The organism is Streptomyces sp. AC602_WCS936 (assembly GCF_019049125.1).
Lineage (GTDB): Bacteria > Actinomycetota > Actinomycetes > Streptomycetales > Streptomycetaceae > Streptomyces.
Genome location: NZ_JAGMUF010000137.1, coordinates 153,532 through 176,036 on the forward strand (window position 1 = coordinate 153,532; position 22,505 = coordinate 176,036).

The 22,505-nt window shown below is 72.7% G+C and carries 21 protein-coding genes; 10 read left to right on the forward strand and 11 right to left on the reverse strand.

All coding sequences use genetic code 11. The features are described 5' to 3' along the window. The first annotated feature begins 1 nt into the window (after position 1). The 4 genes from paaC (at position 2) to KUM03_RS36945 (ending at position 4,052) form a co-directional block, all read left to right on the forward strand. Positions 2 to 829 carry a 1,2-phenylacetyl-CoA epoxidase subunit PaaC gene (gene paaC / locus KUM03_RS36930; protein ID WP_217254963.1) on the forward strand — a complete coding sequence of 276 codons (828 nt, stop codon included), beginning with the start codon at positions 2 to 4 and terminating at the stop codon, positions 827 to 829. Further along, positions 823 to 1,329 carry a 1,2-phenylacetyl-CoA epoxidase subunit PaaD gene (gene paaD / locus KUM03_RS36935; RefSeq protein ID WP_217254964.1) on the forward strand — a complete coding sequence of 169 codons (507 nt, stop codon included), beginning with the start codon at positions 823 to 825 and terminating at the stop codon, positions 1,327 to 1,329. The genes paaC and paaD overlap by 7 nt, the downstream gene beginning before the upstream one ends. After that, positions 1,329 to 2,447, forward strand: coding sequence for a 1,2-phenylacetyl-CoA epoxidase subunit PaaE (gene paaE, locus KUM03_RS36940; RefSeq protein WP_217254965.1), 1,119 nt, complete (start codon positions 1,329 to 1,331; stop codon positions 2,445 to 2,447). The genes paaD and paaE overlap by 1 nt, the downstream gene beginning before the upstream one ends. A gap of 132 nt (positions 2,448 to 2,579) precedes the next feature. Next, complete coding sequence (locus KUM03_RS36945; protein WP_217254966.1) at positions 2,580 to 4,052, forward strand: S9 family peptidase; 1,473 nt, start codon at positions 2,580 to 2,582, stop codon at positions 4,050 to 4,052. A gap of 21 nt (positions 4,053 to 4,073) precedes the next feature. On the opposite strand, the gene KUM03_RS36950 is transcribed toward KUM03_RS36945, so the two are convergent. Together KUM03_RS36950 and KUM03_RS36955 are read right to left on the reverse strand one after the other, a co-directional pair. Then, positions 4,074 to 4,976 carry an aminoglycoside phosphotransferase family protein gene (locus KUM03_RS36950; RefSeq protein WP_217254967.1) on the reverse strand — a complete coding sequence of 301 codons (903 nt, stop codon included), beginning with the start codon at positions 4,974 to 4,976 and terminating at the stop codon, positions 4,074 to 4,076. 52 nt (positions 4,977 to 5,028) lie between these two features. Beyond that, entirely contained in the window at positions 5,029 to 5,631 is a 603-nt protein-coding gene (locus KUM03_RS36955) for a tellurite resistance TerB family protein (RefSeq protein WP_217255176.1), read from the reverse strand. Positions 5,632 to 5,993: 362 nt separating this feature from the next. Here KUM03_RS36955 and KUM03_RS36960 point away from each other — a divergent pair, with 362 nt between their 5' ends. Beyond that, positions 5,994 to 6,923, forward strand: coding sequence for an SDR family oxidoreductase (locus KUM03_RS36960; RefSeq protein ID WP_254400417.1), 930 nt, complete (start codon positions 5,994 to 5,996; stop codon positions 6,921 to 6,923). Between the two features lie 24 nt (positions 6,924 to 6,947). Here KUM03_RS36960 and KUM03_RS36965 read toward each other — a convergent pair whose 3' ends face one another. Genes KUM03_RS36965 through KUM03_RS36985 form a run of 5 tightly spaced genes read right to left on the reverse strand, consistent with a single transcriptional unit; the run spans position 6,948 to position 12,459 of the window. Beyond that, entirely contained in the window at positions 6,948 to 7,841 is an 894-nt protein-coding gene (locus KUM03_RS36965; RefSeq protein WP_217254968.1) for a Gfo/Idh/MocA family protein, read from the reverse strand. Between the two features lie 54 nt (positions 7,842 to 7,895). Continuing rightward, entirely contained in the window at positions 7,896 to 9,095 is a 1,200-nt protein-coding gene (locus KUM03_RS36970; protein ID WP_217255178.1) for an ROK family transcriptional regulator, read from the reverse strand. Between the two features lie 17 nt (positions 9,096 to 9,112). After that, positions 9,113 to 9,997, reverse strand: coding sequence for a carbohydrate ABC transporter permease (locus tag KUM03_RS36975; RefSeq protein WP_217255179.1), 885 nt, complete (start codon positions 9,995 to 9,997; stop codon positions 9,113 to 9,115). Positions 9,998 to 10,005: 8 nt separating this feature from the next. Further along, positions 10,006 to 11,025, reverse strand: a complete 1,020-nt coding sequence (locus tag KUM03_RS36980) for a carbohydrate ABC transporter permease (RefSeq protein ID WP_217254969.1) — start codon at positions 11,023 to 11,025, stop codon at positions 10,006 to 10,008. A gap of 30 nt (positions 11,026 to 11,055) precedes the next feature. Continuing rightward, positions 11,056 to 12,459, reverse strand: a complete 1,404-nt coding sequence (locus KUM03_RS36985; RefSeq protein ID WP_217254971.1) for an ABC transporter substrate-binding protein — start codon at positions 12,457 to 12,459, stop codon at positions 11,056 to 11,058. Between the two features lie 166 nt (positions 12,460 to 12,625). Between KUM03_RS36985 and KUM03_RS36990 the strand changes: the two genes are divergently transcribed. From KUM03_RS36990 to KUM03_RS37005, 4 genes are read left to right on the forward strand one after another with little or no spacing between them, the layout of a single operon-like run. Beyond that, the gene (locus KUM03_RS36990) at positions 12,626 to 13,672 is read left to right on the forward strand and encodes a zinc-binding alcohol dehydrogenase (protein ID WP_217255180.1); all 1,047 of its coding nucleotides are present in this window, start codon (positions 12,626 to 12,628) and stop codon (positions 13,670 to 13,672) included. A 20-nt stretch (positions 13,673 to 13,692) separates the two neighbouring features. Then, positions 13,693 to 14,493 carry a sugar phosphate isomerase/epimerase family protein gene (locus tag KUM03_RS36995; protein ID WP_217254972.1) on the forward strand — a complete coding sequence of 267 codons (801 nt, stop codon included), beginning with the start codon at positions 13,693 to 13,695 and terminating at the stop codon, positions 14,491 to 14,493. After that, positions 14,490 to 15,854, forward strand: a complete 1,365-nt coding sequence (locus tag KUM03_RS37000; RefSeq protein ID WP_308406483.1) for a trehalase family glycosidase — start codon at positions 14,490 to 14,492, stop codon at positions 15,852 to 15,854. The genes KUM03_RS36995 and KUM03_RS37000 overlap by 4 nt, the downstream gene beginning before the upstream one ends. Then, positions 15,851 to 17,770, forward strand: coding sequence for a glycogen debranching N-terminal domain-containing protein (locus KUM03_RS37005; RefSeq protein ID WP_217254975.1), 1,920 nt, complete (start codon positions 15,851 to 15,853; stop codon positions 17,768 to 17,770). The genes KUM03_RS37000 and KUM03_RS37005 overlap by 4 nt, the downstream gene beginning before the upstream one ends. A gap of 21 nt (positions 17,771 to 17,791) precedes the next feature. On the opposite strand, the gene KUM03_RS37010 is transcribed toward KUM03_RS37005, so the two are convergent. Further along, complete coding sequence (locus KUM03_RS37010; protein WP_217254976.1) at positions 17,792 to 18,223, reverse strand: hypothetical protein; 432 nt, start codon at positions 18,221 to 18,223, stop codon at positions 17,792 to 17,794. A gap of 163 nt (positions 18,224 to 18,386) precedes the next feature. On the opposite strand from KUM03_RS37010, the gene KUM03_RS37015 reads away from it, so the two are divergent. Next, on the forward strand, positions 18,387 to 19,316 hold the full coding sequence (locus KUM03_RS37015) for a GNAT family N-acetyltransferase (RefSeq protein ID WP_217254977.1): 930 nt from the start codon (positions 18,387 to 18,389) through the stop codon (positions 19,314 to 19,316). A gap of 15 nt (positions 19,317 to 19,331) precedes the next feature. On the opposite strand, the gene KUM03_RS37020 is transcribed toward KUM03_RS37015, so the two are convergent. The 3 genes from KUM03_RS37020 to KUM03_RS37030 form a co-directional block, all read right to left on the reverse strand. Further along, positions 19,332 to 20,018: a GntR family transcriptional regulator gene (locus tag KUM03_RS37020; RefSeq protein ID WP_217254978.1), complete on the reverse strand. Its 687-nt coding sequence runs from the start codon at positions 20,016 to 20,018 to the stop codon at positions 19,332 to 19,334. Between the two features lie 129 nt (positions 20,019 to 20,147). After that, positions 20,148 to 20,873, reverse strand: coding sequence for an aspartate/glutamate racemase family protein (locus KUM03_RS37025; RefSeq protein WP_217254979.1), 726 nt, complete (start codon positions 20,871 to 20,873; stop codon positions 20,148 to 20,150). 49 nt (positions 20,874 to 20,922) lie between these two features. After that, positions 20,923 to 22,410 carry an NCS1 family nucleobase:cation symporter-1 gene (locus tag KUM03_RS37030; protein WP_217254981.1) on the reverse strand — a complete coding sequence of 496 codons (1,488 nt, stop codon included), beginning with the start codon at positions 22,408 to 22,410 and terminating at the stop codon, positions 20,923 to 20,925. Positions 22,411 to 22,505: the final 95 nt, after the last annotated feature.

Genomic DNA, 22,505 nt, shown 5'->3' on the forward strand with positions numbered 1-22,505 from the left:
CATGAGTGACGACCACGTCTACCTGACCCTGGCCGAGGGACACGAGGACGACACCCGCTGGGCCTACGGCACCGGCTTCGAGGACCCGCTGCACGGCGTCGACACCACCGTGCCCGAGGGCGTCGACGCCGGTGAACTGGCCGCCGAGTGCGTGGCGCTCGCCGACGACGCCCTGGTGAGCGCCCAGCGGCTCGCCGAGTGGGTCACGCGCGCGCCCGAGCTGGAGGAGGAGGTGGCGCTGGCCAACATCGGCCTCGACCTCCTCGGCCAGGCCCGCCTGCTCTACTCCCGCGCCGGCCAGGTGGACGGCACCGGCCGGGACGAGGACGCCTACGCCTACTTCCGGGACGCCGGCGACTTCCGCAACGTGCGCCTGGCCGAACTGCCCGGCGGCGACTTCGCCTTCGCGATCGTGCGGCTGCTGGTGCTCTCCAGCTGGCGCCTGGCCCACTTCCAGCGGCTGGTGGACCACCCCGACCCGGTCCTCGCCGCGGTCGCCGCCAAGGGCGTCAAGGAACTGGCGTACCACCGGCAGTACGCCGCCGAGTGGGCCGTGCGCCTGGGCGACGGCACCGACGAGTCGCACCGCAGGACGCGCGCGGCGCTGGAGCAGGTCGCCCCGTACGTCGACGAGTTGCACGCGGCCCACGACGTGCGCGAGGAGGTCGCCGACGTGCTGCGGCAGGTCACCGAGACGGCCGGACTGCCCCTGCCCGTGTACCGCCCGCTGCCCGGCTCCGGCCGCGCCGGCGAGCACACCGAGCACCTGGTGCCGCTCCTCACCGAGCTGCAGGGCATCGCCCGCGCCCACCCGGAGGCGACATGGTGACCGCCCTCCTCGACGCCCGCCGCGCCCGGCACATCGCCGAGCAGGTCCCCGACCCCGAGCTGCCCATGCTGACCCTGGCCGACCTCGGCGTGCTGCGGGACGTCGAGGTGACCGGGGAGGGCGCGGTCGTCGCGAGCCTCACCCCCACCTACTCGGGCTGCCCGGCGATGGCCGAGATGCGGGCGGACGTCGCCGCCCGGCTGCGGGCGGCGGGGTACGACCGGGTGGAGATCCGCACCGTCCTCGACCCGCCCTGGACCAGCGACTGGATCACCGAGTCCGGCCGCCGCAAGCTCGCCGAGCACGGCATCGCCCCGCCCGGCGCCGCACCGAGCGGCCCCGTCCCTCTCGTCCTGTCGCCCACCCGGCCCGCGGTGCCCTGCCCCCGGTGCGGCTCGCGGGACACCGAGGAGACCTCCCGCTTCGCCGCCACGTCCTGCAAGGCGCTGTGGCGCTGCCGGGCCTGCCGCGAGCCGTTCGAGCACGTCAAGGAGATCTGATGGCCCCGACCGCCCCCGCCTCGGCGTCCGCCGCCGCACCGGCGGTACGCACGCGACGCCGCCTGGCCTTCCACCGTCTGCGCGTCGCCGCCGTCGAGCGGCTGTGCGCCGACGCGGCGGCCGTGAGCTTCGAGATCCCGGACGGGCTGGCCGAGGAGTTCGCCTTCACGCCCGGCCAGTCGCTCACCCTGCGGCGCGAGGTCGACGGCCGGGACGAGCGCCGCTCGTACTCGATCTGCTCGCCGGCCGGTTCCGTCCCGCGCATCGGCGTCCGGGTGGTCCCCGGCGGCCTGTTCTCGTCGTGGCTGGTGAACGAGGTGCGGCCGGGCGACACCGTGGAGGTGATGGCCCCCACCGGCATCTTCACGCCCGACCTGTCCGCCCCCGGCCACCACGTGCTGGTCGCGGCCGGCTCGGGCGTCACGCCGATGATGTCCATCGCCGAGTCGGTGCTGGCCGCCGACGACCGCTCGACGGTCACCCTCTTCTACGGCAACCGCCGCACCGGCACGGTGATGTTCGCCGACGAACTGGCGGACCTGAAGGACCTGTACCCCACCCGCTTCCACCTCGCCCACGTGCTCTCCCGCGAACCCCGCGAGGCCGAGGTGCTCTCCGGCCGCCTGGACGCCGAGCGGCTGGCGGCGCTCGTCGACTCCCTGGTCGACGTGGAGCGGGCGGACCACTGGTGGCTGTGCGGCCCGCAGGGCATGGTCGCCGACGCCCAGCGGGTCCTGGCCGGCCTCGGCGTCCTGCCGGACCGCGTCCACCGGGAGCTGTTCTTCGCCGAGGACGAGCCCGTGCGGGAGGTCCGCCACGAGGAGGCCGGCCCCGAAGGGCCCGTCAGCGAGGTCGTCATCACCCTGGACGGCCGCTCCACGACCTCCTCCCTGTCCCGCGACCGGACCATCCTCGACGGCGCCCAGCAGACCCGCCCCGACCTGCCGTTCGCCTGCAAGGGCGGCGTCTGCGGCACCTGCCGCGCCCTGGTCACCGACGGCCGGGCCGACATGCGCCGCAACTTCGCCCTGGAGGACGCCGAAGTGGCCGCCGGGTACGTCCTGACCTGCCAGTCGTACCCGGTCTCCGAGAAGCTGACCGTGGACTACGACAGCTGAGGGGCCCGTGGGGTCCGGCGGTCGCGGGAACACTATGAACGCAATGATCGAAGGGGTGGCTCCGGTTCCCGGGCGTTCCTAGCATCGCGGCTCGCAGCGCAACTTCGCGCGCACCACGTACAGGAGCCGCCCGTGACCACCCCCCACGCGCCCGCCCGTATCCCCTGGGCCGCGCCCCGCCGACGCCGCCCGGCGGTCCTGGCCGCCGCCCTCACCGCCGTCCTCCTCGGCACCCTCGGCAACGTGTCCGCCGCCCCCGCACAGACCCCCCGGCCGGGCACGGGCCCGACCGCCGCCGACTGCCCGGCCGAACTGGCGGACAAGGCACGCTGCTACACCGGCCGGGACGCCAACGGCGCCCACTACACGATGGCCGTGCCGGCCCGCTGGAACGGGTCCCTCGTCGTGCACGCCCACGGCGGCCCCGGCCTCGGCGACGCCTCCGACCCCGACCGCAGCACCGACGACCTGGAACGCTGGGCGGTGATGGTCGAGGAGGGGTACGCGTGGGCCGGCTCCGCCTACCGCCGGGGCGGCTACGGAGCCAGGATGGCGGCCGCCGACACCGAGAACGTACGCCGGCTGTTCACCGAGCACTTCGGCCGGCCGGAGCGGACGTACCTGCACGGACAGTCCTGGGGCGGCAACGTCGCCGCCAAGGCCGCCGAGACCTACGGCGGGCGACCGGGCGCCTACGACGGGGTGCTGCTGACCAACGGCGTCCTCGGCGGCGGTTCGCGCGGCTACGACTACCGGGTCGACCTGCGGGTCGTCTACCAGTACTACTGCCGCAACCACCCGCGCCCGAGCGAACCGCGGTACCCGCTGTGGCAGGGGCTGCGCCCGGACTCCACCATGACCACCACGGGGCTGCGCGCCCGTCTCCAGGAGTGCACCGGCTACGCCTCCGCCCCGGCGGACCGCACAGCCCGCCAGCAGCGCAACCTCGACGACATCCTCGCGGTGACCGGCGTCCCGGAGCGCACCCTGGAGTCCCACCTGCGCTTCGCGACCTTCACGTTCCGGGACATCGTCGCGAACCGGCTCGGCGGCCGCAACCCGTTCTCCAACCGGGGCGTGCGGTACTCGGGTTCGCACGACGACAAGGCGCTCAACGCGGGCGTCGCGCGCTTCTCGGCCGACCCCACCGCCCGCCGGGACCTCTCCTACGACAGCGACCTCACCGGCAAGGTCTCCCTCCCGGTCCTCACCCTGCACGCGATCGACGACCCCACGGCCTTCGTGGAGCACGAGGCGGCCTACCGTGCCACCCTCCGGGGCGCGGGCCGGGGCGGGAACCTGGTCCAGACGTTCACCGACGAGCGCGAGCACAGCTCACTGAGCGATGCCGAGTACGCCAACTCCCTCGCGGCGCTGGACGACTGGGCGCGCTCCGGGCGCAAACCGACCCCCCGCTCGGTCGCCGCGTCCTGCGCCGCCTTCGACGCGGAGTACGGCGGCGGCTGCCACTACGAACCCGGGTACCACCCGGCGTCCTACGCATCCCGGGTGCGGCCCCGGCCCGGCGGGCTGGACTGGCCCGCCATGACCGCCGCACAGGAGCGGGCGTGGAGCCGGATCGACGGGGTCGGGATCGCGCCGTAGTGGAGCGGTCGGGGCGAAGGTTCAGCCGGTCTCCGCCAGTACCGCCCGGATGACATGGCGGGCGTTGGCCGCCATCGCGGGGTTGGTCCTCCGGTAGTACGGCAGGGCGATCAGTGCCTGGGAGAGCGTCCGCGCCCGGCCGCGTCGCCAGGTGGCGTCGTCCACGCCCAGCGTCTCGCGGAAGACCTTCCGGGCGGTGGCCGGAAGCAGATTCCACGCCGGGAAGAGGTCACAGGCCGGATCGCCCGCCCCCATGCACCCGAAGTCGATCACCGCGGCCAGTCTGCCCCCGTCGACCAGCAGGTTTCCCGGCATCAGGTCGGCGTGCAGCCAGACCGGCGGCCCGTCCCAGTCCGGCGCCCGCAGTGCGTCCTCCCACACGGCGGCCAGGGCCTCGCAGTCGACGCCCTCCTCGGGCAGGGCGCGCAGCGCGTCGAGGGCGGCCCGGGTCTCCGCGTCGAGCGTGGCGAGCGGGCCGCCGCGATGGGCGCCCGGCGCGCCCGGCAGGCCGACGTCGCGCATGGCGGCGACGAAGCGGGCCAGGTCCCGGGCCAGCGGCTCGGGTGCGGTGAGCGCACCGGCCTCCGGGAGGTCACCGGGCAGCCACCGGTAGACCGACCACGGCCACGGGTAGCCCTCGGCCGGCTCACCGACGCCGAGCACCTCGGGGATTCGGGTGGGCAGCAGGGGCGCGAGGCGGGGCAGCCACTCGCGCTCCGCCGTCACGTCCCCGGCTCCGCCCGCCACCAGCGGCAGTCGTACGACCATGGCGTCGCCCAGCCGGTACATCGCGTTGACCGTGCCGCCGGAGGGGAAGCGCTCGACGGGCAGTCCCCTCCACCGAGGGAACTGCCCGGCGACCAACCGAAGCACGAGACCGGTGTCGAGGGGGTACGCCCCCGGCTGTGTCCGCCCTGAACTCATGGACGTCATCCGACCCCTCGACGCCGGCACCGTCAAACGCTTTCCGGGTGGATCAGACGCCGAACTCCGACGGCGGCACGCCGAGAGCGGTGCAGGCCTCGCGGATCGCGTACTGCTCGGACGGCTCGAAGACCCCGTCGGCACCGGCGATGACCATGCCGGTCTGGATGACGGCCCGGGCCTCCGCGGGCTTCTTCGCGGCCTTGGCGATCACCTGCAGGGCCTCGCTCCTGCCCAGTTCGAAGTTGGCGACGAGCTTGTCCACGTGCTGGTTGAAACGCTGGCGGAGCTGGTCGGCCGGGAAGTTCTGCAGCACCTCGTTGGAGACGATCAGCTCCTCCACGCGCTGCCGCTCCGCCGGCTCCACCTGGCCGTCGGCCGCGGCGACCAGCGCGCACATGGCCATGCTGGCGTCCCGGTAGGCACCGCTCTTGAGCTCGGTCTTGACCGACGCCAGCTGGGACTTGAACAGCCCGATCAGCTGTGCCTTGGAACCGCCCGAGGACGACGACCCCGACCCGCTGCCGACGCCCTGCTGCCCGTACCCCTGCTGTCCGTGTCCCTGCTGCCCGTGTCCGTGACCGCTTGCTCCCCGAGTGCCCTGGGACTGCTGGAAGGTCTTGGCCTGGTCCTTGATCTTGTCCCACATCGCCACTCGTGCCACCTCGGCTTCTGTTGCTGTGTATCCGTCTTGACTCTCACCAGCTTGAACGCCCTTGGGAGCCACGGGGTTCCCGAAAGGCAAAGGCGAGGCAAAGTGTCTCACGGCGGTGGCGCGGTCATCGGGAGATCGACGTCTACCGGCAGGTGTCGATCGCCGCCGGATCGAAGCTGGTCTTCGTCTGGCCCCCCGACAAGATGCCCCAGCTGCTGGAGGGCATCCTGATCGAGGTCGAGGCCACCGCGGTCGTCGACTGAAGCGGTGGGTCGTTTGAGGCTCTGAGCTCGGGACATGCGGATTCTGTGCGCCGTCGGCCGACGGCGCCGACCGTACAAGCGATCGTGTGGAGGCCAGTGATGGCGGAGAGGAACGGCACGGGCGGCGGACCGCTCGACCGTCCGGCGATGCCCCAGGAGGAGGCGGAGATCACCCCGCCCTACCGCTTCCAGCGCCAGCAGCGGCCCGGCCTGGAAGAGCTGATGGAGGTGCGCCCGCGCTACCACGCCCCGAACTACCGGGGCTCCGGAAAGCTCGCCGGGAAGGTCGCGCTGATCACCGGGGGCGACTCCGGCATCGGCCGCGCGGTCGCCGTGCTCTACGCCCGTGAGGGGGCCGATGTCGCGATCGTCCACCTGCCCGAGGAGCAGAGTGACGCCGACGAGGCCCGGGAGGCGGTCGAGAAGGAGGGCCGCACCTGCCTGCTGCTGCCGGGTGACCTCTGCGACCCGGCGTTCTGCGCGGACGTCGTCGAGCGCACCGTGGCGGAACTCGGCGGTCTCAATGTCCTGGTGAGCAACGCCGCCTACCTCAACAGCCAGAACAGCCTGTCCGACCTGACGGCGGAGGACTTCGACCGGGTCTTCAAGACCAACGTCTACGCCTACTTCCACCTGGTCATGGCAGCCCTGCCGCACCTCTCCCACGGTGACGCGGTGATCGCCACCGCCTCCGAGGAGGCGCTCAAGGGCAGCGAGATCATGATGGACTACGCCGCCTCCAAGGCCGCCCTGGTGGTCTTCACCAAGTCCATCGCCCCCCACCTCGCCCAGCGCGGTGTCCGCGCGAACATCGTCTCCCCGGGCCCCACCTGGACGGTGCTCAACCTGTCGGGGCAGCGGTTCACGGACGACTACCTGACCAACCTCGGCAGTTCGGCCCCCATGGGACGCGTCGCCCAGCCGGAGGAGGTGGCGCCCGCTTTCGTGTACCTGGCGTCCGACGCGGACTCCAGTTTCACCGTCGGTGAGGTCATCGCCGTGACGGGCGGCCTGACGGACACCCGCTGAACGCGGGGCCGTCGCGCCCGTCGGTCAACCGTGTACCGCCCGGTCGAGGAGGCCCTGCAGGTACAGGCCGCGCTGTGCGTCGATCGGGGTCGGCGTGCCGGTGCGGACGGCCGTCGCGAAGTCGTGGCGCAGGACGGGCCAGCACTCCTCGTGGTCGATGTCGGCCGTGTCGTAGACCAGCGGGTGCGCGGGGCCGAAGAGCTCGACGCGGGTGAGCGTGCGCGGGACGGCCACCGAGCCGGACAGGGAGGCCTGGCTGACGGCTCCGTTCTCGTGCTCGCAGGTCAGTTCGGCCCAGCGGCGCGGGTCGCCGGTGGCGCGGAGGCCCGTGATGGGGCCGATCGCGGCATCCAGCAGATCGAGCAGGTGGGGGCCGAGGTCGAGCAGAGCACCGTGTTCGAGGCGCCAGCCGGTGGCGAACTCGCCCTGCAGGAAGGCACCGTGGAGGTAGCAGGAGCGGGCCCCGGCCACGTCGACGGCGCGCGCGGCGTCCAGGAAGGCCCGGGTGGCCGGGTGGTAGCGCTTGGTCAGCACGAGCTGGGAGACCACACCGGCTTCCGCGACCGCGTCGGCCACGCGGCGGGCCGAGGCCAGATCGGGCCCGAGCGGCTTCTCCAGCAGCAGGGCCTTGCCCCGCTTCGCCGCCAGCGGTGCCAGCTCGGCCTGGACGGCGGGCGGCACGGCGAAGGCCACGGCCTCGCAGCGGTCCAGCAACTCGTCGAAGTCCGCGGCGACATGGGCGGCGTAGGGCTCGGCGGTCTCGCGGGCGGCCTCCGTACGGCGGGCCCAGACCGCGGCCAGCCGCGTCTCGGGCCCGGCGGCCAGTGTCCGGGCGTGCATGGTGCGGGCCCAGGGACCGGCGCCCACGAGTCCGACCTCGACGGGCCGGCCGGTCCAGGGGGCGGGGGCAGCGCTCACGGTGTTCCTGTCTTCCTGGTGCTTTCGGTGGGTTGGGGAGGGGCGGCGCCGCGCTCACGGCGCGAGGCGGTCGAGGCGGGCGTCGGCACCGGCGGCGGAGTAGAGGTGCTCCACGACCATGGCGGCGGCCCCGATGAGCCCCGCGTGGTCGCCGAGCCGTGAGGTGACGACCTGGAGGTTGGCCGTCGCGCGGGGCATCGCCCGCTGGTACACCAGCTCGCGCACCCCGGTCAGGAACGGCACCCCGGACAGTTCGCCGGCGATCATGAGTACGCCCGGGTTGAGCAGGGTGACGACCGTGACCAGCACCTCGCCCACCCGCCGGCCGGCCTCCCGGGCCAGCCGCACGGCGTCCGGGTGTCCCTCGTTGAGCAGCCGACGGACGTCCCGCCCCGAGGCGGTGTCGAGGCCGAGGGCGGACAGCTCCTTGGCGATGGCCCGCCCACTGGCGACGGCCGCGAGGCAGCCGTGGGAGCCGCACATGCACAGCGCGTCGGACCGGTCGTGCAGACGGATGTGCCCGATGTCGCCGGCCCCGCCGTCGATGCCCCGGTACAGCGTGTCGCCGATGACGACGCCCGCGCCGATGCCCGTGGAGACCTTCAGCAGGACGAAGGACGAACAGTCACGGTGGTTGGCCTGGTGCTCGGCCAGCGCCATCAGGTTGGCGTCGTTGTCCACGAGCACCGGAACGGCGTCGGCCTCCGCGTCCAGGCCCGTCCGCGCCGCGTACGCCTTCCGCAGCCGCTCCCGGATGGGATACCGGTCCCAGCCCGGCATGATGGGCGGCTCGATCACCCGACCGGACTCCCAGTCGACCGGCCCCGGCACGGACAGCCCGATGCCCGCGACGTGGGAGGCCGGGACCCCGGCCGCCGCGATCAGGTCGGGGAACCACTCGGCCAGCCGGTCCAGGACGTGCTCGGGCCCCTCGCCGACGTCCATCGGCCCGGTGTGCTCGGCCAGGATGGTGCCGGCGAGGTCGAGGACGGCGGCGCGGGCGTGCCGGGTCTCCAGGTCGAAGGCGATGACCGAGGCGTGGGACGGATCGAAGGCGATCCGGTGCGACGGCCGGCCGCCCGTGGACTCGCCGGTGGTATGGCGCAGCCACCCGGCCCGGTTGAGCAGGTCGAGGCGCTGACCCACGGTGGACCGGGACAGCCCGGTGGCCTGCTGGAGGTCGGCCCGGGTGTTGGCGCGGCCGCTGCGGATCAGCTCCAGCAGCGCGCCCGCGCTGGCCTGACTCGACGTCATCATGTGTCCCCCAGGGCTCAACTCTTGTCGGCGCCGCTGGTCAGACCCTCGGTCAGGAGTCGTTCGGCGGCGAAGAACAGAAGTACCACGGGGATCGTCAGCACCACGGAACCGGCCATCAGGATCGTCTTCGGTACCTCGATGCCGTTGGAGAGCTGGGCCAGTCCCAGGGAGACCGTCCACTGACCGGGGTCCGCGGCCAGGAACAGCAGCGCGAACAGGAACTCGTTCCACGCGATCATGAAGACGTACAGCCCGGTCGCCATCAGGGAGGGCAGCGCGAGCGGCAGGATCACCTTGCGGACCGTCTGCAGCCGCGAGCAACCGTCCAGCGCGGCGGCCTCCTCGATGGAGGCCGGGATGGTGACGAGGTAGTTCTTCAGCATGTAGATCGACACCGGCACGGTCTGGGCGACGTAGACGACGGCGAGGCCGACGAGGCTGGAGGACAGGCCGATCTTCGCGAAGATGACGAAGAGCGGCACGGCCAGCAGGGTCGCCGGGAACATGTACACGGCCAGGAAGAGCGCGCTGACCTGGCGGTGGCCGAAGAACTTCAGCCGGCTGACGGCATAGGCGCCGGGCACGGCGGCCACCAGGGTCAGCGCCACCGTGCCGAGGGAGACCAGCGCGGAGTTGACCAGGAACTTGAGGAAGCCCTGGCCGCCGTCGTCGGTGGAGCGCAGTACGTCCTGGTAGGTGGAGAGGGTGAAGTCCTTCGCCGAGATCCACAGGGAGCCCGGGTCGAGCAGGAGGGCGTCGATGGGCTTCAGGGACAGCAGCACCATGTAGTAGAAGGGCAGGAGGGTGATCACGGCGAGGAACGCGATGACGATCCACCGCGCGACGCCGAAGAACCGCTCCTCGAACCGGGCCCGGCTCAGCGCCGCCTTCTGGGGCACGTTCTGCGTCACGCTTCCTCCTGGACCTTGTTGCCGAAGAACTTGAAGTAGAGGCCCAGCAGGATCATCAGTACGAGGGCCAGGACGAGCGCCTGGGCGGCCGCGGCCCCCACGTCGTAGCGGGCGGTGAGGAAGTCGTAGACGCGCACCGCGGCCACGTCGGTGCCGGCGCCGCCTCCGGTGAGCAGGTAGACGTCGTCGAACTTGTTGAACGTCATGATGAAGCGCAGCACGCACAGCAGCGCGATCACCGGCATCAGCTGGGGCAGCAGCACGTGCCGGAAGCGCTGGGTGATCGTGGCGCCGTCGACCAGCGCGGCCTCCTCCAGGGTGTCCGGCACCGCCTGCAGCCGGGCCAGTATGAAGAGGAAGGCGAAGGGGAAGTAGCGCCAGCACTCGAAGACGATGACGGTCAGCAGCGCCAGCGGGACGTCGAAGTGCAGACCGAGGAGGTTCACCTCGTACTCGCGGGTCGACAGGAACGCGATCGGGTCGTCCCAGCCGAACAGCCGCCGCCCCCAGTCGTTGACCACGCCGTACTGCGGACTGAGCGCGACCTCCCAGACGAAGGCCACGGCGACGACGGGCGCGACGTACGGCAGCAGCATCGCCGCGCGCAGCACCCCGCGCCCCTTGAACGGCTTGCGCAGCGCGAGCGCGGCGACCAGGCCGAGGACGACGGAGCCGAGCGTGGAGCCCGCCGTGTAGAGCAGGGTGGTCCACAGGCTGGACCAGAAGCCGGCCGAGTCGAAAACCTGCGCGAAGTTGTCCAGGGACCAGTTGCCGAACAGGCCCATGCCCTGGATGTCGACGAGCTTGGCCTTCTGGAAGGCCAGCAGCACGGTCCACGCGATGGGCAGCACCACCACCACGAGGACCACGAGGAAGGTGGGGGAGACGAACGCGAGGCCCGCGCGGTTGGCGCGGCGGCTCGCGGTCATCGGACGGCGGCGGGGTTCGGCGGGCCCGTCCGTGGGCCGGGGGCCGGTGTCCCGGCGCTGCGGTGCGCCGGCTGGGGCTGTAGTCATGAGGGACCTTCGTGACGTGCAGGCGGGCGGCTACTGCAGGGACTTCTTCAGGGCGGCGACCTCTTCGTCGGCGTCGCGTGCCGCCTCGGACGGAGAGCTCTGGCCGCTGGTCATGGCGCCGACGGCCTTCGGCACGGGAAGTTCGCCGTTGGTGGCGCCGACCAGGGCTCCCTCGCCCTGGGTGATGCCCCAGCGGCGCATGTCGCTGACGCCGTCGGCGAGCTGGTCGAGCAGGCTGTCGGGGAAGACCTCGTCGAGGGGCTTGCGGGTGTCGACGCCGATGTCGCTGTCGCGCCAGGCGTCGAGGTAGCGCTCGGGGTCGGCGGCCGTGCCCGTGCGGACCGGGATCTTGCCCTCGGGCGCCATGCCGAACCAGGACTCGTAGCCGGTGCCCATCATGTACTCGATGAACTCGCGGGACGCCGCGGTCTCGGCCGTCTTCGTGGTCACCCACGAGGTGATCTCGCCGAACTGGGCAGGCTCCTTCGCGTCGGGGCCCTTCATCGCGGTGACGATGCCGCTGTTGTCGGCCAGGTACTGCGGGTTCTTCTCGCATTCGGGGCAGCTGGGCAGCGCGTCCTTGCGCAGGCCGGCGAGTTCGTCGAGCAGGAACGACGACCAGATGACCATGGAGGACCGGCCCGCGAAGTACGTCGCGCGGGTGGAGTCCACGGTCTGGGTGCCCGGGGGGCCGTAGACGCGGGCCAGCTGGTCGTAGGTACGGAACGCGGTCTCGCACTGCGGGGACTGGAGAGCCACCTCGTGGCGGTCGTCGACCAGTTGGCAGTCGTTGGCGAGGGCGATGCTCTCGAAGCTCTGGGACGTGAAGGCGTCGCTGGGATCGGTGGCCGCGGAGATGCCGTCGTGACCCTCGGTGGTCAGTGCCTTGGCGGCGGCCAGTGCCTTCGCGTACGTGTCCGGAGCGGGCAGGCCCTTCTGCCCGAACTGGTCCTTGCGGTAGACCAGCAGCTGCAGCCAGGCGTCGGAGGGCACACCGAGGCTGGTGGCACCGTCGGAGGTCAGCTCCAGCGCGTTGGCGTTGAAGGTGTCCCGGCCCAGCTCGTCGACGATCTTCTTCGGAATGTCGGTGTTCAGCAGGCCGTTGCTGTACATCTGCCACACCTGGCCCATGGGGGCGGCGCCGATGACGTCGGGCAGGGTGCCCGACGCCGCCGCCGACATGATGAGCTGCGGCATTTGCTTCTCGTCGACCCCGACGAGTTTCACCTTGACGCCGCTCTTCTTCTCGAACCCGTCGATGACCTTCCGCGTCGCGGCGACGCGGTCGGGCAGGTTCTCCTGCGACCAGACCGTGATCTCACGGTCCGGTTTGCCGGGCCCGATGCTGCCCGCGCAGCCCGAGAGCAGCCCGATTCCCATGGCTGCCGTGACGCCGACCGCGGTCGTCCTCGACCGCAGGGTCCTGATGCGCATTGAGTGTCCTCGTTCCGGCTTACGTCTGCTCGTCACGCATCACAGCATCACTTTTGCTGGTTGACAAGACATAAGTTGCGGATATTGTCGACGCAACGCATCTGCAGCCGCGTCAGCAACCGCATCAGCAACCCCTCCGGAGCCCTCCGTGTCATCCGTGCCATCAGTGGAGCGCGTCGTCCAGTTCACCGGCCCCCGTGAGGTGGAGGTCGCCGAGCACCCCAGGGCCGAACTCCCGCCCGGCCACCTGCGGGTCCGCACCCGATACTCGGGCATCTCGGCCGGCACCGAACTCACCGCCTACCGCGGCACCAACCCGTACCTGACCCGCACCTGGGACCCGCAGGCGAGGCTCTTCCGCGACGGGGCGCCCGGCATCGAATACCCGGTGGCCGGCTGGGGCTACTCCGAGGTCGGCGAGGTCGTCGAGGTCTCCCCGGAACTCGCCGGAACCCCGGATCTCCCCGTCCCCGGCGACCTCGTGTGGGGCATCTGGGGCCACCGCGGCGAGGGCATCGTCCCCGCCGAGCGCATGATCGGGCACACCCTGCCGGACGGCCTGGAACCGCTGGCCGGTGCCTTCGCCCGGGTCGGCGCCATCGCCTACAACGCCGTCCTGGCCGGCGACATCCACCTCGGCGAGGACGTCGCCGTGTTCGGACAGGGCGTCATCGGCCTGCTCACCACGCGCCTCGCCCGGCTCAGCGGCGCCCGCGTCACCGCCGTCGACGCCCTCGACGGCCGCCTGGAGACCGCGAAGCGGTACGGCGCCCAGCACACCCTCAACGCCCGCACCGACGCCGTCGCCGAACGCGTCCGCGAGGCCACCGGCGGCCTCGGCGCCGACCTCGCCATCGAGATCAGCGGCGCCTACCCGGCCCTGCACGAGGCGCTGCGCTCGGTCGCCGCCGGCGGCCGGGTGGTGGCCTCCGGCTTCTACCAGGGCGACGGCATCGGCCTGCGTCTCGGTGACGAGTTCCACCACAACCGGGTCCAGCTGATCTGCTCCCAGATCGGCGGCGTACCCCCGCAGTTGTCGAACCGCTGGACCGTCGAACGCCTCCAGCAGACCTTCCTGCGCCTGGTCGCCGAGGGCCAGGTGGACGTCGACTCGCTGGTGAGTCACGTCGTCCCCGTCGCCGACGCGGCCGACGCCTACGTACTGCTGGACGAGCGGCCCGCCGAGGCGCTGCAGGTCGTCCTGGAATTCTGAGAGTCCCGAAAGGCACCCCCATGCTCAAGACCGCCGTCCAGGAACAGCTCCTGCCCGGGGAGACCCTGCAGGCCAAGTGGGACTTCGCCCAGCAGGCCGGCTACGACGCGATCGAACTGCGCGGCAAGGGCGACCTCCACTTCGCCGCCCGCCTCGACGAGTTGAAGCAGGCCCGCCAGGACGGCGTCGTCATGCCGACCGTCTGCGTCGACATGCCGCACTTCCTCGGCGCCTTCGACGAGGACCTGCGCCGCGACGCCGTCGCCCAGATGAAGTCCCAGCTCACCGTCATCGCCGAGATCGGCGGCACCGGCGCCCAGACGCCCGCCTCGTACGGCATGTTCTCCCGCCGCCTGCCCCCCTTCGAGCCGCCGCGCACCGAGGAGGAGGACCGCGACGTGCTTCTCGCCGGGCTCACCGAACTCGGCGAGCACGCCCGCCGCGAGGGCGTCACCCTCTTCCTGGAGCCGCTCAACCGGTACGAGGACCACATGGTCAACCGGCTCGACCAGGCCGCCGACCTGATCCGCGCCGTCGGCCTGGACTCGGTCCGGATCGGCATCGACAGCTACCACATGAACATCGAGGAGACCGACCCCGCCGCCGCGATCCTCGCCCACGCCGACGTCATCGGCCACGCCCAGGTCTCCGACTCCAACCGCTTCCAGCCCGGCGCCGGACACCTCGACTGGCCCGCCTGGCTCGGCGCCCTGCACACCATCGGCTACGACGGACACCTCGCCCTCGAATGCCGGCTGACCGGCGACCCCGCCGAGGCCGTGCGCTCCGTCCCCGCCTTCCTCAAGAGGTCCGGCGCGTGAAGTCCGCCCCGAACCTCCTGGACCGGCCCGCGCCCGCCGCGCCCGCTGACCTGACCCTGCGGCGCGGCGCGGCGCGGGTCCTCATCGACAACTGGACCGGCGCGTCCACCGTCCCCTCCCGCACCCTCTACCCCCACCAGTGGAGCTGGGACTCCGCCTTCGTCGCCATCGGACTGCGCCACCTCTCGGTGCGCCGCGCCCAGCGGGAACTGGAGTCCCTGCTGGCCGCCCAGTGGGCCGACGGACGCGTCCCGCACATCGTCTTCAACCCCGCGCTGCCCCACGACGCCTACTTCCCGAGCCCCGACTTCTGGCAGTCCTCGTCGGCCGGCCGCGCCGCGGGCGCCCCGTCGGCCGCCGAGACCTCCGGCATCGTCCAGCCGCCCGTGCACGCCCTGGCGGCCTGGCTGGTGCACCTGGCCGACCCGGCGGAGTCGCGCCGCCGCGGCTTCCTCGCCCGCGTCCACCCCCGCCTCGCCGCCTGGCACGACTATCTCCGCACCCGCCGCGACCTCGGTGGCGGCGGCCTCGCGGCCGTCGTCCACCCCTGGGAACCCGGCATGGACAACAGCCCCTGCTGGGACCGCGCCCTGCGGCGCGTCGAACCCATCGACCCCGGCACCTTCCGGCGCGCCGACCTCGACCACGGGCACGCCGCCGACCGGCCCACCGACCTCGACTACGGCCGCTACGTCCGGCTGGCCACCGAGTACCGGAAAGCGGGCTACGACGACCGGGTCGTACGCCACCGGTTCGCCGTGGAGGACCCCTGCTTCAACGCGCTGCTGGTCGTGAGCGAACTCGCCCTGGCCGCCATGGCGCGCGAACTGGGCCTGCCGGGGCAACGGCACACCGAGCGGGCCGCCGAGCTGACCCGGGCACTGACGGACCGACTCTGGGATGAGGAGGCCGGCCTCTTCCGCGTGCGCGATCTGCACACCGACACGCCGGTCGACGAGGGGAGCGTCAGCGGCCTGATCCCGCTCCTCGTGCCGCACCTGCCGCAGGACGTCGTCCGGCGCCTGCACACCACGCTCACCGGCCCGCGCTTCGCCGCCCCGGCCACGAGCCTGGTCCCGAGCTACGACCTGACCGGCCACGCCTTCGACCCCGCCCGGTACTGGCGCGGACCGGCCTGGTTCAACACGGCCTGGCTGATCGAGCGAGGGCTGCGCACCCACGGCCTCCAGCCGGACGCCGAACGCCTGCGCGCCGACTTCCTCGCCCGGGCGGGACGCTCCGGATTCGCCGAGTACGTCGACCCCTCCACCGGGGAGGCCCGCGGCGCCCGGCACTTCTCCTGGACCGCCGCCCTCACCCTCGACCTGCTGAGCGCCGACCCGAAGGAGCCCATGCCGTGACCGCGGCCGCCCCCCGCGTCCAACTGGTGCGCGATGCCACCTTCGTCCGTCTCGGCGCCGACGGGGAGATCAGCGGAAGCGGGGGGCCGGCGCCCGACGGACTGTTCTTCCAGGACGCCCGGCACCTCAGCCGCTGGCACCTCACCGTCGACGGCACCGCCCCCGCCGCCCTGGTGCCCGCCACGCCGGAGACCGATGCCACGGCCACCTGCGTGCTCACCCCCGAGGGCACCCGGGACCACCCGCCCGCCTGCACCGTCTTCCGGCGCCAGAGCGTCACCGCCGGCACCCTCACCGAGCACCTCACTCTGGTCGGCAACCGCCCCGACCCCGTCACCGCCCGCATCGACCTCACCGTCGACGCCGACTTCGCCGACCTCTTCGAACTCCGCGCCGACGACCGCGAGTACGCCAAACCCGGCGCGCAGTACGAGACCGCCGACACTGCCGACGGGCTGCTCATCACCTACCGGCGGGCCGACTGGCGGTCCAGGACCGAACTCACCTGCCGTCCCGCGCCGGACACGGCGGCCCCCGCACCGGCCGGACCCCGGGACACCGCCCGCACACTCACCTGGCACCTGCCGCTCGACGCGCACGGTCGGGCCGAACTGCACCTGACCGTCCGCGCCCACCCGCACGGAAGGCCCGCGCCCGTCCCGGCCACCGCCGAAGGAGGCCCGGACAGGCCGGAATCCGCGACGGACGACCTGTCCCGCACCGTCGAGCGCGGCCTCGCGGACATCGACCTGCTGACCGTCCCGGTCACCGGCGTCGACGGCGAGGAGGTGCGCGTCCCCGCGGCCGGCATCCCGTGGTTCCTCACCCTGTTCGGCCGCGACTCCCTGCTGACGTCGTACTTCCTCCTGCCGTACCGGTCCGGGACCGCGGCCGCCGTCCTCAGCGCCCTCGCCGCCACCCAGGGCGAGCGCCACGACGCCTACAGCGGAGAGCAGCCCGGACGCATCGTCCACGAGACCCGGCACGGCGAACTCGCCCACTTCCGGCAGGTCCCCTACGGCCGGTACTACGGCGCCGTCGACGCCACGCCGCTCTTCCTGGTCCTGCTCCACGCCCACCACGAGACCACCGGTGACCCGTCCCTGGCCCTGCGCCTGGAGCGGCACGCGCGGCGCGCCGTGGACTGGATGCTCACCGACGGCGGCCTCGACGAGCACGGCTACCTCGTCTACACGCCCGACCCGTGCGGTCTGGTCAACCAGAACTGGAAGGACTCCGCGGGCGCCGTCTGCTTCGCCGACGGAACCCAGGCCGAGGGCCCCATCGCCGTCTCGGAGGCGCAGGGCTACGCCTACGACGCACTCGTGCGGACCGCTCGGCTCGCCGACGAGGTCTGGCGGGACGAGCCGTACGCGCGCGGGCTCCGCGACACCGCCGCCCGCCTCCGCGACCGTTTCACGGCGGACTTCTGGATGCCGGAGGCGGACTTCCCGGCCCTCGCCCTGGACGGCACCGGACGCCGGGTCGACGCGCTGGCCTCGGACGCCGGACACCTGCTGTGGTCGGGCATCCTCGACACCGAGCGCTCCCGGCGGGTCGGGCGACGGCTGCTGGAGCCGGACTTCTTCTCCGGCTGGGCGATCCGCACCCTCGCCGCCGGCCAGCGCCCGTACCACCCGCTGTCGTACCACCGGGGCAGCGCCTGGCCGCACGACAACGCGGTCATCGCGCTGGGGCTGGCCCGCCACGGCCTCGCGGCCGAGGTGCGCACCGTCACCGAGGGTTTGGTCGCGGCGGCGGCCCACCACGGCCACCGGCTGCCCGAGGTCCTCGCCGGGTACGACCGCTCGGCGACCGCGGGGCCGGTGCCGTACCCGCACTCCTGCTCGCCGCAGGCCTGGGCGGCCGCGACCCCGCTCGCCCTGCGGACGGCGCTGGCACAGGCCGCCCGCTGACGCGACGGCCCGGCGAGCGTCTCACGGGCCGGTACGGGCCCGGTCCGGCTCCGAACTGCCGGTGTGGTGGCGGCAGTCCGCGTCGTGGCCCGTGCCCAGCGAGGTCCACCACCGCTCGCAGCAGCCGCTCAGGGGCACGCGGGCGGCGGCCGGCCGGGTGCACTCGGGGCCGTGCACGGCGCCGTAGGAGCGCTGCCAGAACGCGCAGCACGGTGCCGGCGCGACGAGGGACTGCCGTGACCGGGGGCGGGCCAGGCGCTCGGCACGCCGCACCCGTACGAGCCGCAGCCGGTGCTCCGTCCGCGCACGGGCGGCGCACCACGCGAACACGGCGGCGGCGTACAGGCCCGGCACGCCGAGCCAGGGATGATGGGTGGCCGCGTATCCGGCGGCGGCGAGCAGCAGGACGGCGGCGGCACGGCACGCGCGGGCGGTGCGCAGGCTCGGCGTCACGGGAACTCCCGTCGGTCGGCGTCGGAGAGGGGCTCGGGACTTCCGTATGCCCCCGGTTCGCCGGTCTACGTGCCCCGGCTGGAACCGGCGGCGCCGCCCTCGGACGCGGTGGCCGCCGGAAAACCCGTTGCGGTCACCCACCGTCAACCCCAACCCTGCACTCATGTCCCCTGCTCCCGTGCGGCCGGCCACCCTCGCCGACGCCCCCGCCATCACCGGCCTGCTCAACGAGATCGACCGGATCGAGATCGGCCGACCCGAGACCGACCAGCACACCGTCGAGGCCGACCTGAAACACCCGGAGACCGACCTGACGCGCGACTCGTGGCTGGCCTTCGACGACGACCGGCTCGTGGCCTACGGCCTGCTGTGGGACGAGTCGGGCGGCGAACGCGTCGACATCGACCACTACGTGCTGCCCGACCACCAGGCGACCGGACTGCGGGTCCTCGCGGCCATGGAGGCCCGTGCCCTGGCCAAGGCGCGGGACAACGGAGCCGAGCGGGCCGTGGTCCACCTCCACCTCAACACCCGGCCCACGACCGACACCGGACTCCTCACCGACCGCGGCTGGAGCGTCGTACGGCGCTACCACGTGCTGCGCCGCGCGGTGGACCCGGCGAGCGACCTCCCGCCCGAGCCGCCGGCCGGAGTGCGGGTGCGGGCCTGCGCCACGGAGGCCGACCGCCGGCGGGTGCACGAGCTGTACCAGCGGGCGTTCGCGGACCACTTCGACTTCCAGCCCCGTGAGTACGCACTGTGGCTCAGCGACATCGACGCCGAGCGCCTGGACTGGTCCCTCGTGTGGATCGCCGAGACCGACGACCTCGGCGACGCCGGGTTCCTGCTGGCCCGCGACGACCGCGAGGCCATGGGCTGGATCCGCGCCATCGGCGTCCTGCGCGAGGCCCGCGGCCGCGGCCTCGGCGGATTCCTGCTGCGGCACGCCTTCGCCCACTTCGCGGCGCGGGGCCGGGACACGGTGGGTCTCGGCGTCGACACCGCCAACGCCACGGGCGCCCCGCGGCTCTACGGCCGAGCCGGCATGTCGGTCCACTACGCGGTCGACACCTGGGAGGCCGTACTCGCCTGAGGCCCGCGTGCCGTGCTAGGACGCGTCCCGCTCCGCGCCCTCATTCCGGCCCGTGGCCCGCTCCTGGGCGTGGTGGCCCAGGGCCGCGCTGCGGCTGGTCGCCAGGTGGTGCAGGACGAGTTCCTGCACCCGTTCGACGTCCCGCTCGGCGATGGCCTGGTACAGGGACTCGTGCTCCAGCGCCACGGCCAGCAGGTCGTCGTGCTGGCCCAGGAGCCAGCGCAGCCGGCTGCGCAGTACGCGTTCGAGTTCGTTGAGCAGTTCGTTGGCGGCCAGCGAGACGACCGTCTCGTGGAAGTCGGCCGCCGCCCGCCGCGCCCGCACCGCGTCACCGGCGCGCGCCGCCTCCAGCTCCGCGTCCACCGTCGCGCGCAGCCTCTCCAGCCCCTCGCGTGTGTGCCGTTGCGCGGCGAGCCGGAAACCCAGGGTCTCCAGGCCCGAACGCACCTCGTCCAGGTCCGCGATGTCGCTGGTGGTGAACTCCCGCACCACCGCCCAGGACCGCGGCCTCGGCGTCACCAGCCCTTCGGACACCAGGGTCTTGAGGGCTTCCCGCACCGGCAGCCGGCTCACCCCGAGCGCCTCGGCCAGCTCCCGTTCGACCAGGCGGCTGCCCGGCCGCCGGGTACCGTCGACGATCTCGTCGCGCAACCGCCGTGTGACCCGCTCGGACTCGGGCGTGAAGCCCCCTGACGCAGCCATCGCCGTCCTTCGTCCGTCTTCCCGTTCCGAGCCACGCCGACCGGGCGGTGCGGTGCGTCGGTCGGGCGGCCCGTCAGAATACCCCGGGACCGGTCGCGGCCCGTGGGGCGGGGGACGGCGCGGGCGGGGTCAGCCGGCCTTCGGGGGCCAGTTGACGATCTGCTTGGGGCGCGGACGGGCGTAGGTGCGCACCTTGGACGTGGACAGGCCCAGCCGGACCAGTGACTCGGCGATCGTCACGGCGGCGGCGACCCCGTCCACCACGGGGACACCGGTCCGCTCCACCACGCGTTCGGCGAGGCCGGCCATGCCGCCGCAACCGAGGCAGATCACCTCGGCCCGGTCGTCCTCGACCGCGCGGGCGGCCTGCTCGGTGATGGCGTCCACGGCCGCCTGCTCGTCCCGCTCCAGGGCGAGCACGGCCAGCCCGCTGGCCCGCACCGAGGCGCACCGGGCGCTCAGGCCCGCCACCTCCAGCCGCTCCTCGATCAGCGGGACCGTCCGGTCCAGGGTGGTGACGACGGAGTACCGGCGGCCCAGGAACTGCGCGGTGCTCGCCGCGGCCTCGGTGATGTCGACGACGGGGACGTCGAGCAGCTCCTGCAGTCCCTCCCGGCCGTGTTCGCCGTATCCGGCCTGGATCACCGCGTCGAAGGGCTCCGGGTGGGCCCGCACGGTCTCCATGACGGCGACCGCGGCCAGGTAGCTCTCGTAGTTGCCCTCGACGGACTCCGCGCCGAAGGAGGGGGTCAACGGGACGATCTCGGTGCCCGGCGAGGCGGCGCCGGCCGCCTGCTTGCCGATCGCGTCGGTGATGGACTGCGTGGTGTTGACGTTGACCACGAGGATGCGCATGGAGGAGGCCTTCTGCTCGAGAGGGGTACGGCGCGCGACGGTGCCGGGACTATTCGGCGGCTACGGCGATGGCCTCGCCGTCCACGTCGCGGACCGGCGCGGAACGGTCGGCGACGGCCGCGTACAGCGTGGCGGCGAGGATCGCCCCGATGAACCAGGAGAAGCCGGCCGCCGCGTGGAACCAGGGCACCAGGGCGACGACGACCGCGATCGCGGCGCTCGGCACGAAGGCGGCGACGGCCCGTGGGTTGTAGCCGCGGCGGTAGTGGTACTCCGCCTCCGTGTCCTCGGTGTAGAGGGCCGGCACGTTCACGCGCGACTGCCGCAGCAGCCAGTAGTCCGCCATGATCACGCCGAACAGGGGGCCGAGCAGCGCGCCGAGCCCGCCGAGGAAGTAGTTGACGACGACCGGGCTGTTGTAGAGGTTCCAGGGTGTGATGACCAGACCCAGCACCGCGCTCACCAGCCCCGCGCGGCGGAAGTCGAGTCGGCGGGGGAAGAGGTCGACCAGGGCGTAGATCGGGGCGACGAAGTTGGCCAGCAGGTTCACCGCCACGGTCAGGGCGATGAGGGCCAGTGAGGCGACGGCGAGCAGGAACATGTTGGGCACGCTGCGCACGATGTCCGTCGGGCTGGTGATGACGCGCCCGTCGAGGCTGAACTGGGCCCCGCTGAGGACCGCCACGATGACGGCGAAGAACAGCATGTTCACCGGGATGCCGATGACGTTCCCGCGGACGATGGAGCCGCGGCTCCTCGCGGACCGGGTGAAGTCGCAGAAGTTCAGCACGAACGTCCCGTAGATCACCACCCACAGCGCGGCGGCCTGAAGCACCTGGAGCCACATCGCGCCGCCGGTGAGCGGATCGTCGACGGACAGCGAGACCGAGCCGTCCGCGCGGACGAACATCCACACCGCGAGGGCGCACATGGTGAGCAGCGTGGTGGGCGCCGCGAACGCCATGTACCGGCGGATCATCTGCATCCCGTAGCTGACGATGACGACCTGCACGGCCCACAGGACGAGGAAGGTGATCCAGCCGAGCGTCGACTGGCCGAGCAGGGAGTTGGTGTCCAGGCGGGCCAGGTCCGGGAACATGGCCACCAGGAGGGTGCTCAGTACGGCCGAGGCCAGGTAAGTCTGGATACCAAACCAGGCGATGGCCACGACCCCTCGGACGGCGGCCGGTATCTTCGCGCCCTTGATGCCGAACGCGATGCGGCTCATGACCGGGAACGGCACGCCCGTCTTGTGCCCCATGAACCCTGACAGGGTCAGCAGCAGGAAGAGCAGGACGGAGGCGAGCGCGAAGGCGGCGAGGATGCCCCACACGTTCAGTCCGAGGGCGAACAGTCCGATGGCGAACGCGTAGTTGCCCAGGCTGTGCACGTCGTTGGCCCAGAGCGTGAAGACGTTGTAGGCGCCCCAGCGGCGCCCTTCCCGCTTCGTCGGGGCCAGGTCGTAGGTGTAGAGGCCGGAGCTGGTGGCGGTGCCGTCGGTCTCGGCGGGCGAGCGGCGGTCTTCCAGGGCAGTCATACGGGACTCCTGGGCTCGGGGAGCGGGGGAGCGGGGGGAGTTGGAGAGTTTGGAGAGTTCCACAAAGCGGAAGCGGCGTTCCGGTGAACAGAACG